The organism is Erythrobacter litoralis, from assembly GCF_029760855.1.
In the GTDB taxonomy this organism is placed as follows: Bacteria; Pseudomonadota; Alphaproteobacteria; order Sphingomonadales; family Sphingomonadaceae; genus Qipengyuania; species Qipengyuania litoralis_A.
The window spans coordinates 68,945-85,810 of sequence record NZ_SOSI01000006.1 but is presented as its reverse complement, the minus strand read 5'-3'; the positions used below and the strand labels follow the sequence as shown (position 1 = coordinate 85,810).

General features: G+C 59.0%; 13 protein-coding genes. 4 read left to right on the top strand and 9 right to left on the bottom strand.

Annotation, left to right across the window (positions count from 1 at the left end):
- Window positions 1-106 precede the first annotated feature (106 nt).
- On the bottom strand, window positions 107-1,045 hold the full coding sequence (locus E3U23_RS11960; protein ID WP_279351507.1) for a cyclase family protein: 939 nt from the start codon (window positions 1,043-1,045) through the stop codon (window positions 107-109).
- Between the two features lie 19 nt (window positions 1,046-1,064).
- The gene (locus tag E3U23_RS11955; RefSeq protein WP_279351505.1) at window positions 1,065-2,852 is read right to left on the bottom strand and encodes a flavin-containing monooxygenase; all 1,788 of its coding nucleotides are present in this window, start codon (window positions 2,850-2,852) and stop codon (window positions 1,065-1,067) included.
- Between the two features lie 123 nt (window positions 2,853-2,975).
- Here E3U23_RS11955 and E3U23_RS11950 point away from each other — a divergent pair, with 123 nt between their 5' ends.
- Window positions 2,976-3,338: a Rieske 2Fe-2S domain-containing protein gene (locus E3U23_RS11950; RefSeq protein ID WP_279351504.1), complete on the top strand. Its 363-nt coding sequence runs from the start codon at window positions 2,976-2,978 to the stop codon at window positions 3,336-3,338.
- Window positions 3,331-4,791 carry a class I adenylate-forming enzyme family protein gene (locus tag E3U23_RS11945; RefSeq protein ID WP_279351503.1) on the top strand — a complete coding sequence of 487 codons (1,461 nt, stop codon included), beginning with the start codon at window positions 3,331-3,333 and terminating at the stop codon, window positions 4,789-4,791. The genes E3U23_RS11950 and E3U23_RS11945 overlap by 8 nt, the downstream gene beginning before the upstream one ends.
- Here the strand turns inward: E3U23_RS11945 and E3U23_RS11940 are convergent.
- The 3 genes from E3U23_RS11940 to E3U23_RS11930 are packed head-to-tail and all read right to left on the bottom strand — an operon-like array spanning window position 4,788 to window position 9,150.
- Entirely contained in the window at window positions 4,788-6,431 is a 1,644-nt protein-coding gene (locus E3U23_RS11940; RefSeq protein ID WP_279351502.1) for an MFS transporter, read from the bottom strand. The genes E3U23_RS11945 and E3U23_RS11940 overlap by 4 nt on opposite strands.
- 11 nt (window positions 6,432-6,442) lie before the next feature.
- Window positions 6,443-7,231, bottom strand: coding sequence for an SDR family NAD(P)-dependent oxidoreductase (locus E3U23_RS11935; protein WP_279351501.1), 789 nt, complete (start codon window positions 7,229-7,231; stop codon window positions 6,443-6,445).
- Window positions 7,231-9,150 (bottom strand): flavin-containing monooxygenase, encoded by a 1,920-nt coding sequence (locus E3U23_RS11930; protein ID WP_279351500.1) that lies wholly within the window; start codon window positions 9,148-9,150, stop codon window positions 7,231-7,233. The genes E3U23_RS11935 and E3U23_RS11930 overlap by 1 nt, the downstream gene beginning before the upstream one ends.
- Before the next feature lie 109 nt (window positions 9,151-9,259).
- On the opposite strand from E3U23_RS11930, the gene E3U23_RS11925 reads away from it, so the two are divergent.
- Entirely contained in the window at window positions 9,260-10,153 is an 894-nt protein-coding gene (locus E3U23_RS11925; RefSeq protein WP_279351499.1) for an IclR family transcriptional regulator, read from the top strand.
- A complete protein-coding gene (locus tag E3U23_RS11920; RefSeq protein WP_279351498.1) occupies window positions 10,150-10,938 on the top strand; it encodes an SDR family NAD(P)-dependent oxidoreductase in 789 nt (262 codons plus the stop codon). Before E3U23_RS11925 ends, E3U23_RS11920 begins: the two co-directional genes overlap by 4 nt.
- A 3-nt stretch (window positions 10,939-10,941) precedes the next feature.
- Here E3U23_RS11920 and E3U23_RS11915 read toward each other — a convergent pair whose 3' ends face one another.
- Genes E3U23_RS11915 through E3U23_RS11900 form a run of 4 tightly spaced genes read right to left on the bottom strand, consistent with a single transcriptional unit; the run spans window position 10,942 to window position 16,790 of the window.
- On the bottom strand, window positions 10,942-11,904 hold the full coding sequence (locus E3U23_RS11915) for an acyl-CoA dehydrogenase family protein (RefSeq protein ID WP_279351497.1): 963 nt from the start codon (window positions 11,902-11,904) through the stop codon (window positions 10,942-10,944).
- An 8-nt stretch (window positions 11,905-11,912) separates the two neighbouring features.
- Window positions 11,913-13,091 carry an acyl-CoA dehydrogenase family protein gene (locus E3U23_RS11910; RefSeq protein WP_279351496.1) on the bottom strand — a complete coding sequence of 393 codons (1,179 nt, stop codon included), beginning with the start codon at window positions 13,089-13,091 and terminating at the stop codon, window positions 11,913-11,915.
- A gap of 4 nt (window positions 13,092-13,095) precedes the next feature.
- Complete coding sequence (locus tag E3U23_RS11905) at window positions 13,096-15,273, bottom strand: acyl-CoA dehydrogenase (RefSeq protein ID WP_279351495.1); 2,178 nt, start codon at window positions 15,271-15,273, stop codon at window positions 13,096-13,098.
- Window positions 15,270-16,790, bottom strand: coding sequence for a class I adenylate-forming enzyme family protein (locus E3U23_RS11900; protein ID WP_279351494.1), 1,521 nt, complete (start codon window positions 16,788-16,790; stop codon window positions 15,270-15,272). The genes E3U23_RS11905 and E3U23_RS11900 overlap by 4 nt, the downstream gene beginning before the upstream one ends.
- Between the last annotated feature and the right edge of the window lie 76 nt (window positions 16,791-16,866).

Genomic DNA, 16,866 nt, shown 5'->3' with positions numbered 1-16,866 from the left:
CTCGGTCGAAGGACCGGGCGCTTTTTTTAGTCTACGAGATCCGGCCAGGCACAGAAAATGGGCGGCAGGTCCGGAAACCTGCCGCCCGAGCCTGTTCGCAAAGATCCTACTTCAGTACGACTGGGTTGATTGGCGACCCGAAGGCGCCCGTAATCTTCAGGGGAGGGGCCGAGAAAAGGAAAGAGTACCGACCGTCTTCGGCACAATCCCTAGACAGGGCCTCAAGATCGAACATCTCGCCCAGCGGCATCCCCATGTCGCGGATAGCGAGCATATGGAAAGGCAGGACGATTTCCCCGGCGAGGCTTTCCATACCGAGGAATTCGACCGCCATGTTGTCGGCCGCAACTGCTGCTGCCGATTTGTCGTGAAGCCACTCGGCACACTCGGCGCCAAGTCCAGCCTGGAAGCCGGCAACCTTGGTCTTGTCTTTCTGGACGGTGAAGACCCGCAAGTGTCCGGTGCGGATGATCACGATATCGCCTTGGCCGATCGATACACCTTGTGTTTCGCAACATTTGTCGAGCTCGTCAGGCGAAATCTTGTGGTCTGCCGGGAGCGCATCGACGCCATTCAGCTTGGCAATGTCGAGAAGTACGCCGCGTGACATGATCCCGGGGTTCCCGAGATGGTGGACGCCGTTCTGCTTCGTTCCGCGCGCAGTAAGGCACTCCGCTGCCTTGCATCCATTGTAGAGCTCACCGTCGTAATGAACGTGGCTCAATGCGTCCCATTGCGTCGCCGCCTGGGTCGGTGTGATCAGTACGTCATCATTAAAGCGCGAGCGCGGATTATTCGGATTGAAAACCTGATCAATGTCGCAAGCGAGCAACTGCGGGTTCGCGCGTTTTGTAACCTCGGGCACTTGCGGCCCGTCTTGGCTGAATTCCAGCCCCAGACTGAACATCTTGCCGGTCTGGACTTCCGATGCCGCGCGTTTCAGCGTTTCAGGAGAAACATGGTTCAGCGTTCCGCGCTGGTCATCATCGCCCCAACGCCCCCAATTGCGCAGACTTTCTGCGGCCTTGTCGAAATCGATCGTCATCTATCTCTCCCGGGATTTCTCAGGCGTCTTCGGACGCTTTGAATTTTGCGAGGCCCGGCATATCACCCTCAGCGCGCCAGTCTTCGAGGATCTTTCCGTAGCTGGTCATCGATCCATTATAGGTGGCAATCTTGATCATCGAGGGATCGGGCCGACCTTCGGCATTCATGTAGCTTGGTGTGCAATTTGCGCGGAACTCGGCAGAGACCATCAGAAATTCCATAATCTTCTGCCACCACTGCGCTTCGCCTTCTTCGGTGGCTTCGATTACTTCGATGCCTTCCGCGTCGCACTGCTTGACGATTTCGGCGACATGGATCGCGAGCTCGGTCAGCAGGTGGACGAAATTCACGGTCTGCCCACCCTGAACGAGGCTGAACATGAACATATTGGGGAAGCCGTGCGAATGGATACCGTGCAGCGTGTGCGGTCCGGTCTGCTTACCCCAGTCTTCGGACATGCTGACGCCGTTGCGGCCATAAATCTCGAAGCCCAAACGGCGGACGTAGAAGGTCGAGATCTCAAATCCGGTCGAATAGATGATGCAATCGACATCATAGTGCTGTCCGCCCACGGTGAGGCCGGTCTCATCGATGGCATCGACGCCGTGTCCCTTGGTGTCGACCAAAGTCACATTTTCCTGATTGAAGCTTTGCAGATATTCGTCGTGGAAGCAGGGACGTTTGCACATCATCGCGTACCACGGCTTCAGACCTTCGGCCGTCTCCTCGTCCTCGATGATCGCATCGACACGTGCGCGGACCTTGTCCATCTGCTCCATATCCGCGAGCTGTTGTTCTTCGCTGCTGGCGGCGTAGGCGTTAGGGATGTGCTTAAAGATGTTGGTCCACCCATCCTGAACCAGATCCTGCTCGACTTCCTCACTCGAAACCATGCGCGTGAAATTCTGCATGCGCTTGCGCTGCCAGCCAGGCTCAAGTGATTTGAACCATTCCTCGTCGGTCGGTCCATTGTCGCGCGGGCCAACTGCAGAGGGCGTACGCTGCACGACATAGAGTTGTTCGCAATCCTGCGCGAGGCGCGGAACTGCCTGGATTGCCGTGGCGCCGGTACCGATAATGGCGACCTTCTTGTCCTTTAGCTTCTCCATCCTTTCGGTGGGACTTCCGCCGGTAAACCCGTAGTCCCAACGTGTGGTGTGGAAGCTGTGGCCGCCGAAGGTCTCGACACCGGGGATTCCGGGAAGCTTGGCCTTGTGCATGATCCCACCGGCGATAGTGACGAAACGTGCCTTGATCTTGTCGCCGCGGTTGGTGGTTACCAACCAGCGGTTTTCGTCATCTAGCCAGCGCAGTTCGCTGACCAACGTCTGGAAGAGCGAGCGGTCGTAGAGATTGAAGTGACGGCCGATGCGCTGGCAATGGGCGAAGATTTCCGGAGCCTTTGCGTATTTCTCGGTCGGCATATAGCCGGTTTCCTCGAGAAACGGCATGTAGCAATAGGATTCCACGTCACAAGCTGCACCCGGATAGCGGTTCCAATACCAAGTGCCGCCGAAATCGGCTGCCTTGTCGATGATCCTTATGTCCTTAATCCCGCGCTCCATGAGCCGCGCACCCGTCATCAGGCCGCCCATGCCCGCACCAATGATGGCGACCTCGCATTCCTCTTCGAGCGCATCGCGCGTGAAATCGGGATCTGCAAAAGGATCGTGATCGAATTGCCTCTCCAGCTCCTCGAACCCAAGATACTGGTTGTTGCCGTCGTCGCGCAGACGCTTATCGCGCTCCGCAGCGTAACGCTCCTTCAGTTCTTCCAGGCGGCGCAGCTTCTCGTCTGACGTCACGGCAATCACTCTCCACGTAGATTTAATTGAGATACCTGTATACGGCAGCACAAGTGCTTACAAGGAAGGAATGGCGTTTGGATAACAGGTGCAACCATCCGGACGCGGGGTAAGGTGGCAAGGATGAATGCGAAGGGCGACAAGTGGATCGATGCCGGAAGCGCAAGGGACCTTGCGATAGGAGCAGTGAGCGCTGCGCAGCATAACGATACAAAGTTGGTGATCTGGCGCGGCGAGGACGGCGAATTGCGGGCGCTCGAAGCCAAATGCGCGCATGCGGGCATGGACATGACCCAGGGCGGCAAGGTGCATGGCAATTGGATCGAATGTCCTTTTCACACCTGGCGGTGGGACGAATTCGGCTCGCTCAGGGAGATTCCCTATTCCAAGAAACCTATCAAGCAGCCGCCGCCGCCGGCTTGTCCGCGTTGGACCGTCATAGAAGAGGGCGGGCGTATCTTCGTCTGCGAAACTCGCAATGGCTGACGAACCTTTCGAGCTTTCACTTGCCGCGCAAAGGGCCCTGTCGATGGAGAACCCCCGGGTCCTGGCCTTTGCGGGGCACTGGCGCGGGGGGCAATGGCTCTCCGACGTGGCTTGCAAATTTGATAGTCATCTGGTGGGCATGGCTGCTGTCGGCCTGGTCGCTCGCAACCGACCCCATCATGTTGCCTTGTGCATTGCCAACATTGCGGCGAGGCGGACGACCTCGATGATTTATTGTGCCCAGAGTCCGGCAGGCCTCGCTTCGGACATTCGGGCACTTCAGTTGCCGGTCATTGTCGCCGATGAATGTGACTGGAGTGACGAGGCACTCTGCGCTGCACGCGAAGCGGGAACAATGGCGATTTCTACCCGCGATACTTCTGCCGATGTTGCGATTGAGGTGCTCGCTGATGTCCGGGGTGACGAAGGAAATGCAGGCGAAAGTAATGTCGCGCTGCAGTTGCTCAGTTCTGGCACCACAGGTTCTCCCAAGAGGATCGATTTGTCCTGGAGCAGCATTTCGAGCGCGGTGGAGAATGCCGGAGCAGCCTACGCGGGTAGCGATGCCGCCGCGCCGCAAATCATGGTGCATCCATTAGGTAATGTCGCTGGGCTTGCCTACGCGGTTCCACCGCTGGTCTTTTCGCGACCGCTTGTCCTGCTCGACCGATTTACGCCACTGGGCTGGGCCGAAGCGGTACGTGATTATCGGCCGAAGCGCGGGACCGTTCCTCCGGTAGGCATCAAGATGGTGCTGGAGTGCGAATTTCCGGACGACTGGCTTGCCAGTCTCGATCTTGTCGCCGTCGGCGGAGGTCGCGTTGAGCCGGAGCTTCAGGAAGCGTTCGAACGGCGGTTCGGTGTGCCCGTGCTTACCGCGTATGGAGCGACAGAATTCGCTGGTGTGATCGCGAATTGGTCGCTCGCCGAGTATCGCGAGTTCGGATTACGCAAGCGTGGAAGCGCGGGGCGGGCCAGTGCGGGTGTCACTATACGTATCGTTGACGAGGGAAGCGGGCATCCTCTCGCGCCGGGAAAAACCGGAATTCTGGAAGCGAAAGTGGCTCGTCTGGGGGATGGATGGGTGCGGACGACCGATCTCGCTTCGATTGATGATGACGGCTTTCTATTTATTCATGGACGTTCGGACGGCGCTATCAATCGCGGAGGCTTCAAGATCGTACCCGATCATGTGGCCGGAAAGCTGCGCACTCTGGAAGGCGTCTCTGATGCGGCGGTGGTGGGAATTCCCGATGAGAGGTTAGGGGAAGTTCCCGTAGCCGTTGTAGAGCGTGAGCGAGATGCGACGCTCAGCATCAGCGGAATTACCCGCAGACTGCGTGATTTGCTCCCTGCATACCAGATTCCAGTCGAGATAAGGATATTGGATTCCCTTCCGCGCAACGCATCACTGAAAATATCTCTGGATGAGGTTCGCAAGCTCTTCGGCTAGGGCTGTGAGAAGCTTGCAAGTTCGCGTGCGCTTGGCTCTCGACTTGCGGGCAGGCCGCCCGTCTGTCGCTCGATCAGCCGCGTGATCAAAGGGAAATCACCGCGATGAAGCGCTAGGATCGCGGTCCAGTTTGCTGCATCCGCAGCGGTGGGACGCTGATTGTGCCGGATGTAGTCATGCCAGGTCGCAACGTCGTAACGCTCGATCCAGCGTTCAGGAGAGCCAAGGTCGCGCAGGAGGGTCCAGCCATGCGCGCCATCTCGTTTGCGCACGCGTCGCCTCTCCCCCATCAGAGCGAGAAATGCGGGGACGTCGGCTTCGTCGATATCGTAGGTGACGCTGATCACGATCGGTCCGCTTCTCCCCTCGATCGGCAATGCCAGGTCAGGTTCTTGCCAGTTGTTGGGAGCGAGATCGCGCTCCTCGTCTATCAAGGGCAGGAACTGCCCGAGTACGATTGAGAGGACATGGATGGAGGCAGCGATCAGGAGAGCCGTTTCGATGCCAATCGAGCTGCCGAGGACACCGAAACTGGCAGCGCCTGCAGCCATCGCACCGAAAGCTGCCATCTGGTAGAGTGACAGGGCTCTCGCGACAACCCAGCGCGGCGCTGCTAGCTGGACTACGGTGTTGCAGGTAGATAGCGCCAGGACCCAGCCTACGCCCACGAAAATCAGGGCTAATGCGGTCAACGCAATCCACGGGCTGATAGCGACGATGGCGGTGCCTGCCGCTGCACAAATCGATGCCAGCGCAACGACTTTTTCGCTACCCAGGCGCGTCAGCGCCGGCCGGACCAGAAATCCTGCCGCTACTGATCCGGCCCCGTAAGTCGCCAGCAAGAGACCGAAGACCAGCGGTCCTCCATCCAGTTTGTCTTTCGCAACGATCGGGAGAAGGCCCGAAACCGCTGCAATTGCGAAACCGAACAGAGCGGCACGCGGCATGACCCTCAGTATATCGGGAGACATGCGAGTGTAATTCACACCTGCGGCCATTGCATGCCACATGCGCTCCCGCGGTAGTGTCCCTCTTTGCTCTGTCGGCGGGCGTCGCGACAGGACAGCCAACATCGGGAGGTAGGTGAATGCGTTGAGGACAAACGCACCGACTGCGCCTGCCGCACCGACTACCGCGCCGCCAATTGCCGGGCCTAGCGACCGGGCGATATTGAAGGTCATTGAATTATAGGCGACGGCGGCAGGAAGGGCAGGGCGCGGGACTATCTCGCCCACGATTGCCTGGCTTGCCGGGGCGTTGAACGCGAGCCCGCATCCGATGGCGAATGTGAATGCCAGCAGGATCGTAGGCGTCAGGAGCCCAGCCCAGGCGAATAAAACCAGACCGACCGAGGCTATCAGCATAGAGATGTGTGAAAGGATCATCACCAGCCGCCGGTCGAACCCGTCCGCCAGCGCGCCTGCCAACAGCGAGAACAACATGATCGGCGAAACCATCGAGGTCTGGACGAGCGATACCATCGCCGGCGAACCCGACAAGTCTGTCATCAGCCATGCTGCACCCACGCCCTGAATGGTCGTTCCGAAGGAGGAAACGAGCGTAGTTAGCCAGAGCGCGGTAAAGAACGGCGTAGCAAAGGGCGAGGATACCTTTGTTGCGGGTGGCGGCTGCTGCGCCATCGGCTATCCGATCAACGGTCGAGCAGGCGAGAGATGCGATCGCGGATCATCGGTGCCACGTCGTCGATCTGTGGCGTTATGTAGAATTCGCGTGTCTCGGCACCTTTGAAGGCGGCTTCTGCAATCGCTTCGGGCGTCATTGCTCCGCCTCGGATCTGCTTGCCTGCTTCCTCGCCAGCGGCTGCGGTGGTGCGGGCAACGCTTTCCTTGAGCAGGGGCGTATCTACCCGCGGCGGGGCAAGCATCGAAACCCCGACCTTTTCCTGGCTGCCGAGTTCCATGCGCAGAGCCTCGCAAATTGCCCAGACACCGTGCTTCGCAGCAGTGTAGGAAGCCAATTCCGGTGCTGCGACAAAGCTCCCCATAGAACCGGTGATGACGAACTGGCCGCTTTCACCGGAGTCCAGCATCTTGCCGAGAAATGCATGGACCGTGTGAATAACCCCGAGAATATTGATATCCAGCGAGCGCCGCCAGATTTCGAGATCAGGCCTGAGCGTCGATCCGTAATTCAAGATCCCGGCATTGGCGAAGACAGCGGCTGGCATGCCGAATTCTTTGATCACTTCATTTGCGAAGGCATCAAAGGCGTCGGCGTCTCGGATATCGAGTTTTCGCGCTAGGCCCTTGCCGCCATCTGCCTCGATCTGGCGAAGCGTCTCCGTAACAGCATCTTCGGCAATGTCGGCGAGGGCAACGGTCATGCCGCGCTTTGCCGCTTCGAAGGCCATTGCCTTGCCGATGCCCGAGCCCGCTCCCGTAACTACTGCCACGCGACCGTTGAAATCGAGTGCGTCCATCAGGCTGCTCCCTGTAATTTGTCTTCGGATGTCATCTCGGCATGACCGGAGAATTTGACGGCATCCCAATCGATTTCTGTCAGCAGACGATGATATTCAGGACTATACCACGGTGCGTTTACCTGCAGACGTCCGCCTTGGTCGGCATTCAGATAGTAGTTCTTATCCGCCCCACCGAGAGCGCTAAGCTGAACAAGCTGCTTCGATTCTTCATCGAGTGCCGCGTTGTAGGCGTCGTAAGCCTCGCGGGTGACTTCGACCTGTGATTTGCCCTCTTCCAGCATACGCATGAGCATACGGGCGGCAAAGCTGCCCCAGGTGGCGAACCACACCGGTTGCTGCGGACCGCCGGAAATCGGTTGCGAATTCGGACCATAAATCGAGAAGAAATTCGGGAAGCCCGGATGCATCAGCCCGATGTAAGCACGCGCACCATCCTTCGAATCCCATTCGTCATGCAAGTCTTGCCCGTGATCGCCCTTGTAGCGCGTCGGCCACAGATACTTTTCGACGGCATATCCGGTCGCCGTCACAATGAGATCGCACTCATGGATTTCGCCGTCTTCGGTCTCGATGCCGTTGGCGACGAGCCGCTTGATCGGCTTGCTTACGAGATCGACGTTGTCGCGGGTGAGCGCCTTGTACCAGCCGTTGTCCACCACCGGGCGACGGGAAAGGGGGGCATAGTCCGGGGTGAGCTGCGCAATGAGCTCTTCGTCGCCATTCACCTGGTCTGCGATATAGTTCTTTAGAACCTCTCGCATGGCATCGTTGCCTTCGTTTACCACGCCGCCCTGTGCCTGCCATTCAGGGTCGGGCAGCATGAGCTTATGCGTGTCGAACAGCGGTACGGTAGCCGTGAACCGCCACCAGTTGCGATAGCCGGGGAAGTTTTCGATCAGCCAGAGGTGCTCTTCCTCGATCGGGCGCCCGTAGCCTGCGCGGGGCGTGATCCATTGGGGCGTGCGCTGGAAAACGCTAACGTGCTCGGCCTCGCGAGCGAGGGCACCCAAAATCTGTACGCCGGTGGATCCGTTGCCGATGGTCGCCAATTTGCGGCCTTTGAATTGAAGGTCGGCAGGCCATTCGGCGGTGTGGACGATTTCGCCTTCGAAAGACTCTTTGCCGGGAAATTCGATGATCTTCGGAGTAGCGAAAAGGCCGCTGCAGGAAACAACAGCGTTGACCGATATGACCTTCTCACCTTCCGGCGAGGCGACGGTGAGGCGCCAGAGGCTGGCAGCAGGATCCCAGCGGGCTTCTTTCACGTCGTGCTCGAAGAGAGTTTTGGCGTGCATTCCATGGCTGCGAGACACGTCATCCAAGTGCTTCCGCACAGTGCTGCCGCGGCCGAAATATTCCTTCCAATGGAACTTGCGTTCAAAAGCGAGTTCATAGGTCACCGACATGGTGTCCACGCGCACGTCCGGATAGGTGTTGATGCTCCAGACCCCGCCCGGTTCGGGACGGCGCTCGAGGATCACATAGTCGATACCGAGTATGTCGAACTGCTTGCCCATGCCGACGCCGGCGAATCCGCTGCCAATGATCGCGACCTTGAAGTCTTCGGGAATTTCCGGTGCTTCATCCTGCCATTGGGCGAAATAGGGATAGTCTTCGAAGCCGGCGATCGGGGCGCGGGCATTATACTCTTTGTCGCCGATCGGTGAACCGGTGCCCATTTCCATCATTTCGCGCATGGCGTCTGGCGAGGGCTGCTCGACTCGAGAGTCGGACGCATTCTCAAGCAGCCAGTCGGCAGCCTTTATGCGCAGGTCCGTTTTTTGCTCGTCGCTCATCTTGGCGGCCAGAGGCAGTTGCTTGAGGGTTGCGTCACGCGTGTGGTGGAAAAGGGTGATTTTCACCGCATCGAGGTCGGCCACCTCAAGTCCGCGAAGAATGAATGCACGATCGATCACTACCTTGGCTCCTCTAATTCCTCTACCTCTTTAACCGATTCGCCATATTTTGCAATGTCGAAATGTATTTCGCTGTTGCAAAAACAGATCGCACCGCTAGTCTCACTGTATGAGCAGGCCAGCCCTTTCCGCACTTCGCGCGCTGGAGATCGTAGATCTCATGGCCGGGCAACCGGCGGAAACCTTCACCCTTTCGGACATCGTTCGCCTGACAGGGACGAACGCATCGTCCTGTCACGCCATTCTCAACGTCCTGATGCAGAGGGGGTATCTGCTCCGCGATCCGGAACGCAAAACCTATTGGCTTGCACCTGCAGTGGTGGCCATCGGTGAAGCGGCCGCGCGACATGATCCTTTGCTGACACAGGCTCGACGTGTCGCACAAGACTGGGCGCTGGCGAGCGGACGTGAAACGTTGCTGACCGCGCGAGCAGGCAGCGACATCATCGGCGTCGCCCGTTTTGCAGGTCTCGGCGGTAAGGCAGCGAGCTTGCGTGTCGGTCAGCGTGTACCTCTTAGGGCGCCGCTTGGTGGCCTGTTCTTTGCATGGTCTGAAGATGACGATGCCGCGGCTTGGTGCGCTCCGGACGGACCCAGCACTTCACAGGCGGCTCGAGAGGCGCACGAAGGTGCGCTTGCTTTGTTAAGGGAGCGAGGATTTCTGGTTTCGCTCCGTTCTGCCGAGCACGGTGCATTCACTCGGCATCTGGTGGAATCGCAAGGCGACGGTATCGAGGAGGGGCGGCTGGCCATGCTCTTGGCGGCGATGGACAATGGTCTCTACCAACCGGAGGCTATAGACGCTGATCAGGAATACTGGGTCCAGAACCTCTCCGCCCCGATTTTCGACAGGCACGGTCGTGTGATCTACAACATCGGCGTCAGCTATTCCGAGGCCCCGATCAAAGGCAGGCAGTTGCAGCGCGATGCGCTTGCCCTGGTCGAAACTTGCAATGAGAGCTGGGCGGACAACCGAAACATGGAAGTGGGAGTCGGATTGTGACGAATTCTCTCGATCTGGAAGGCCAATGTACCATTGTGTGGGGCGGGGCTGCCGGTATCGGTGAAGCGACGTCACGCCTGCTGGCATCCCGGGGCGCCAAGGTCGTGATCGTGGGACGCAAACCCGAAGCCGGTGATGCATTGGCTGAGGAGCTTTGTGGTGAAGGGCTGAACGCCGCTTCAGTGGCAGGCGACGTTATGAGCGAGGAATCGATCATCAGGGTGGTCGACGCTGCGAACGAGCTCTTCGGGACACCATCGCTTTCGGCCAACATTATTGGAACTGCTGGCTTTTGCGACCTGTTGGCGATGGAAACGCAGGTGTGGGACGATCAGCTGGCGCTGAACCTGAGGCCCATGTTCCTTATCGGGAGGACCATGGTCCGCCGGTTGAAGGACGAAGGCAAGAGAGGTTCTCTTGTGTTTACCGGTTCGATCGGGGGCGAACAGGGCGCAGCCCGCCACGCGGCTTATGGCGCTGCAAAGGCCGGAATGGTCGCACTTGCGAAGTCGATGGCTGTTGAGTGGCGAAAGCTCGGCATTCGCGTGAATTGTGTCTCACCGGGGCCGATCGCTACGCCCCGCATTACGCCTTCGGACGAGATGAACGCACTTTTCGAACGCAAATTGCCCGCAGGTCGTTTCGGCACGCCAGAGGAGGTGGCAGAGACCATCGCCTTCGCCCTTTCTGACGCTGCCAATTTCATCAATGGACAGAATATAATCGTCGATGGCGGCTGGATGGCGGTTCCGCCGATATCGGCGGACGACAACCCCAACCTTTGACGATCATTGCTGATCGAGCAGGCGCCGTTCTTCGGCCCTGCGCGAGCTTCCCAGCGATGCAAATGTGTGCGCTCGCTTCAGGAAAAGATGCGCGTCGCATTCTGCGGTGAAGCCCATACCCCCGTGAACCTGGATACCCGCCTTGGCATTGGAGATTGCTGCGTCTCCTGCAAGCCAGCGCGCTGCTGCAACTTCATTCCTGTCGTTATTGCCTCGCCCGAAGGCTACGGCTGCAACCATGGTCTGGCTGTCGGCGGCGTCGGCACGCACGCGCATGTCGGCCAATTGGTGTTTTATGGCCTGAAACGATCCGATCGGCTGACCAAATTGTTCACGCTGCGACGCATACTCGACTGCCAACGCCGTGGCCCCATGCGCCATCCCTGAAAGCGCGGCAGAGAGCAGGAGCGAAATCCGGTCAGCAATCGGCGACCGCGTGTCTTCGGTCGGATCGGTATGGGGTGATCGATGGATCGTCAGTGTTTCATCCATGGATACAGCGCTTTGCCAGTCAAACATCTCACATGATGCAAGGACCGCTGTGTCCGAAAGCAGGACGACATGGTCTGCACCAGCGCCGTCGAATAGTAGAACCTCGCCGCCCAAGCCGCGCGCTGCGAAAGCTGCGCGTTCTTTGCCCGCGATGAGCGCCTCTCGCACGTTGTCCTCGGACAGGTGTACAGCTGCCATCTGTGCCAGGACAGAAGGTGAGGCGAGTACGCGACCCAGCTCGCGTGCTGCGACGATCTCCTCGGGCAATCCGTACCCCGCTCCGCCATCTTCCTCCGCGATACCCATGCCGAAAAGACCCATTTCGGCCAGGTCGTTCCACAGACTGCGCTCGATCGCACCGGCGTGACCGCTTTCTTCGCGCAGCCGCGACACAGGAAGGGCGTCCGCAAGCATCCCGCCGATGCTGTCGGCGATCATCTGTTGGTCTTCGGTCGGATGGAGATCTATGATCATATCGTGGCTCATATAGCTCTGGGACCACGTGGCAGCTGGAGTACGCGCTCACCGATGACATTGCGGCGGATTTCCGACGTACCCCCACCGATCGCCCATTTGAAGCTTTCCAAGTAATGAAGTGGCCAGTTGTGGGCTCCATCGCGAACCAAGGCGGAAGACCCGAAGATTTCGAGAGCTGCGCCGTTCACGCGGCGGGTCAGTTCGCCAAAATAGAGGGCAGGGATATTGCCTTCCGCGCCCGGGACTTCTTCGCGCATCCCGCGCGATACCGAAGCGACGGTCAGAGATCGCAGTGCCATGACTTCTGCCCGCAGGCCCGCCAGTTTCGCCGCGATGGCTTCGTCGTCGATCATCGATCGATTGGTCAATGGATCGACAGTACCTCGAGCCGCCTCGATCAGCCGTTCGACGCCGTTCGCGAGTTCGATCTGGTGTGCAATTGTCCCCGTGCCGCGCTCGAATCCAAGCGTCGTCATGGCGATATTCCAACCCTTGTTGATCTCGCCCACTACATTGGCGAGCGGGATGCGTACTTCGTCATAAAATACCTGCGCGAAATGGGTCACACCGCTCATCGCGGTAATCGGGCGGATGTCGATGCCGGGCAGATCCATGTCGCAAACGATCCATGTCAAACCGCGATGACGCGGTTCGTCCGGATTGGTGCGAACGAGCAGTTCCTGCCGGTTGGCACCTTCTGCATAACTGGTCCAGATCTTGGTCCCGGTAACGACAAGATGGTCACCGTCTACGACGCCGCGGGTCTTAAGGGATGCAAGGTCTGATCCGGCGCCCGGTTCGGAGAACCCTTGGCACCAATTTTCTTCGCCTTTGAGGATCGGCGGAAGGTACGTGCGTTTTTGCTGATCAGAGCCCTGGACGATGATCGTGGGTCCAGCGTGGCTCAATGCAACGAACATCGAGGCGGAGGGCGGGGCGCCTGCTCGGGCATATTCCTCGTGCCATATGAGTTGCTCAAGAACGGACAGACCTCGTCCGCCAAATTCCTCTGGCCACGATACGCCTGCCCAGCCGCCGTCATATTGGGTCCGCTGCCACGCAAGGTCATATTCGCGTAACGCAAGACCTTCTGCAGGTCGTGGCCCCTTGGGCACATTGTCCTGCAGCCAATCGCGGCATTCGGCGCGAAACTGGTCGAGTTTCGGATCTTCGATCAGACGCATCTGTCTACCTGCTCTTGGGCAAGCCGAAGAAGGCTTCGGCCACCTGGCTGCGATGGACCTCGCTGGTGCCGCCGTAGACGGTCGTCACAGAAGCGTGGCGCATTTCATGTTCGAGACGCTGTGCGCCATGTTTCCCGCGAATTAGCGTGTCGGGAGCGGCCAGTTCGAACAGATCGACCGCGTCCTTGAGCAAGGATTCAGACCCGTAGAGTTTGCTCATCGGCCCGGCTGCACGATCACCGCCTTCTGCTTTCAGGTGCAGCGCACGCCAGTATAGCAAATAGGATGCACGGTTGCGCGTGGCTGCAGCGGCAATGCGTTCAAGGACGCGCGGCTCGACGATACGGCCTGCTTCTTCAGCCCACTCAACCGCTGCTTCGACGGCGTGACGGTGTGGACCGACAAAACCGCCGCCACCCTGTTCAATGGTGAGGGCAAAGCCCATCACCTCGAGACCGCCATTGACCGGGCCGATGCGATAGCTGTCCGGCACGCGCACGTTTTCGTAGAAGGTAGCATTGGTCCGCTCGTCCTGAAACGTGTGGACCGGATGGATTTCGACGCCAGGATCATCCAGCGGCACCAGGAATACGGTCATGCCCCGGTGCTTGGGTGCTTCATGATCAGTGCGCGCGAGAAGAAACACGTGATGGGCGAGATTTGCGCCGCTCGTCCACATTTTCTGGCCGTCGATGATCCAGTCACCGCTTCCGTCATCGGCCTGACGCGCCTTCGTTTTCGCCGCGAAGACGTCGCTGCCGGAATGTGGCTCGGAAAAGCCAAGGCAGGAGATGATTTCGCCATCAGCGAGGCGTGGTACGATGTCTGCTTTCAATTCATCCGATCCGAAATGAATGATCGAATGGCCAACGAGGTTGGAGACATATTGCGAATGCGAGGTGACGCCTTCATCTTCCCAGACTTGCAGGGCAGCAGCCGTCGCAAGGTCGTCCAGTCCGCGACCACCATGTTCGATTGGCCAGCTGGGAAACAGCAGCCGCGCCTTACCCATTTTCTTGTTGAGGTCCCAGTCATGACCATCGTAGGAAAAATGAGCGTTGTCGCGATATTCTTGCGTCAACTCCTTCTGAAAGAACGTTCGGGTCTCCTCCGCGAAAGCAACGGCTTCCTCGCCATAACCAAACTCGACCTGGGCGCTGCCGACTTCGGGGAGAGGCGATGTCTCGTCTAGCCAAAGGCGCTTGCCAGCGACAATCAACTGGTCTCGCGGGTCGCCCAGGACCGCAGCAACAGCGCGGGCCCGCCTGACGTAAAGCTGGATATCGTACTCCAGCGCGAGGCCATATCCGCCGAAAGTATGCTGAGCGCGATAGACTGCCTGCGATGATGCCTGTGCGGCGAACCAATACGCCATCGGTGCCGCAGCAGTCGACTGTTCTCCGCCTTGCGCGATCTCCGTGATTGCCCAGCGCCACAGCATATCGCTGCCGGTCATTTCCGACGCCATGTCAGCAAGCGGGTGAGCTATTGCCTGGAAAGTCGCGATGGGCCTGCCGAATTGCTCGCGCTCCTTGGCATAGTCGCCAGCCAGCTCGAGTGCACGCAGGCCCATCCCGGTAAGGTGAGCTGCGGTGAGCAACTTCCATTCCTCGAGCGCAGCCAGAAACAGACTGCGGGCATCGTTGCTACCCTCAAGATTCTCCAACTCGCATTCGGAAAAGTCGATTGAGACGATGGGTTGGCCGGCGAGATTCTCGGGTGATGCGCGTTCGCTGGGCCGCGCCAATTTAACTTGAGCGCCATCGAGTACGAGCACGGCATCAGCAATCGCCCCGCCCGGAACGATCTGGGGACCACTACTCGCCTCTGCCAGGGCTAGCGTCACGACTGCATCACCCGTACTCGCACGTTCCAGCAATTCGTCCGGTGCCTGCAACTGGGCTAGCAATCGCGATGCGAGCATGCCTTCGATGAGGGGGCCGCTGACTAGTTGGCGGCCGGCTTCGAATGCGACCAGCCCGGCATCAAATGTTCCGAAGCCGTCTTCACCGGGCAGGCGCATGGCGAGTGCGCCCATTTCGCCTATTGCTTGCCAGAGCTCGCGGTCGAAGCCGCCTTCTTCTTCAGCTTTCCGGACGCGCTCCATCGAGCTGAGGTCGCCGAAGAACTTGCGAAATTCGTCCGCCAGCATTGCTTGATCTTCGGAAAGCGAAAGGTTCACGCGCCAGCCCCTTCGGCCTGTGCTTCGGCTGCCAATCTCTTGACGTTCTTGAGATCGATCTTGAGCGATGGTGTGCGCGGCAGCGCATCGGGAAAAAGAAAGGCCACCGGTACATTGGTGGCCGGCAATTCGGCCCGGATGGCCTTTTCGACTTCGGCGGCAGGAAGCGGATCGCGTCCCGGCTGCATTTCAATCACCGCCACCGGTACCTCGCCCAAGCGGCGGTCGGGCGCTCCGACCACGCTGCAAACTGCCACGCCCTCGATCCGGTTGATCACGGCTTCGATGGAACCTGGCATAATCTTGAAACCGCCGCGCACGATTACGCCGTCATTCCTCCCGCGGTGGAAGAGGAAGCCGTCTTCGTCGAGCATGCCGAGATCTGTAGTCTTGATGAAATCATCACCGAGCATCGGGACCTTCACCTCGATAAGTCCCGTCTTGCCTGCGGCCAGTACCTCGCGCGTATCGGGATCGACGATGCGTACTTCGTTTTGTCCAGTCGGCTTGCCGACGCTACCGAATTTTTCCTCACCAAATTGCTGGTGCAGTGGCGCGGACATCGAGGTGGCAGCGCCGCAGAACTCTGTGGCCCCGTAGGAGAGAAGGATCGCTACCCCGAAGCGTTGTTCGAAGGCGCGATGGGAGTCTGCATCCACCGCTGCAGTTCCCACCATGAGATAGCTGACACCTTCCAGTGCGTCGTCGTCGATGTCAGGCCGATCGAGCATCATCCGTATCCCAGCCGGGGGAATGATGACTGCCGTGGGCCGATGCCTCTTCACGAAGGCAAGCCAGTCGTCGAGGTCGAATTTTTCCTGGAAAAGAACCAGCCGGCGCGAAACGACGTAAGGTAGAAGGGAATAGATGCCCGAGATGTTCGATATAGGGAAGTTGACCGTGCCCGGGTCGCCTTCTTCATCGGATTTGCCACCCTGATCCAGCACGCCTTGGGCAAGGATCGCGGTTTCGATCGTCGAATACTGCGTTCTCGATCTCTTGGGAGCGCCAGTGGTTCCGCTGGTCAGTAGCTCGACAACAGGCTGCTCTGTCGGAGGAGCAGTTCCTGCACGGTCGGCTGATGGGTCGCCTGCGACAAGCTTCACAGGACTTTCTGCATCAAGGTCGGCGGAAAGCGAGATACCAAGTGCTCCGGGGGCAAGGGCTGCGATCGTTTCCTCGGTCCAGTCCTGTTCGTCGGCAATGACGGCGGGCAGGTTAAGTTTCCTCAGATCGGCAGCAATGGCTTCGGGCGATTGGAAGGCATAGGCCATGATTATCGTACGCCTGCCTGCCAGCAAGGCCAGTAACGAAGCGGCGAAGGCAGGGCGATTGCGTGGAACGAAGCCAATTTGCTGCGCCTCGCCTAACCCGGCCTCATCCAGAAGCCGTTCTACCGCGTCGGCGACGTTGCGCATGTATGACCATGGGACTTCGCGGCCCTTGAAGTCTAGCGCCGTCTTGTCTCCGTCGCCGGCCAGCGCGTCGGCAATGATGCTGTCGAGTTGCTTTGTCATCGCCGGCCTTCATCCTCAGTCCGCTCTTCGCGGACATTCCCATGGTCGTTTATCTCTGCCAATTGAGATACAGGAA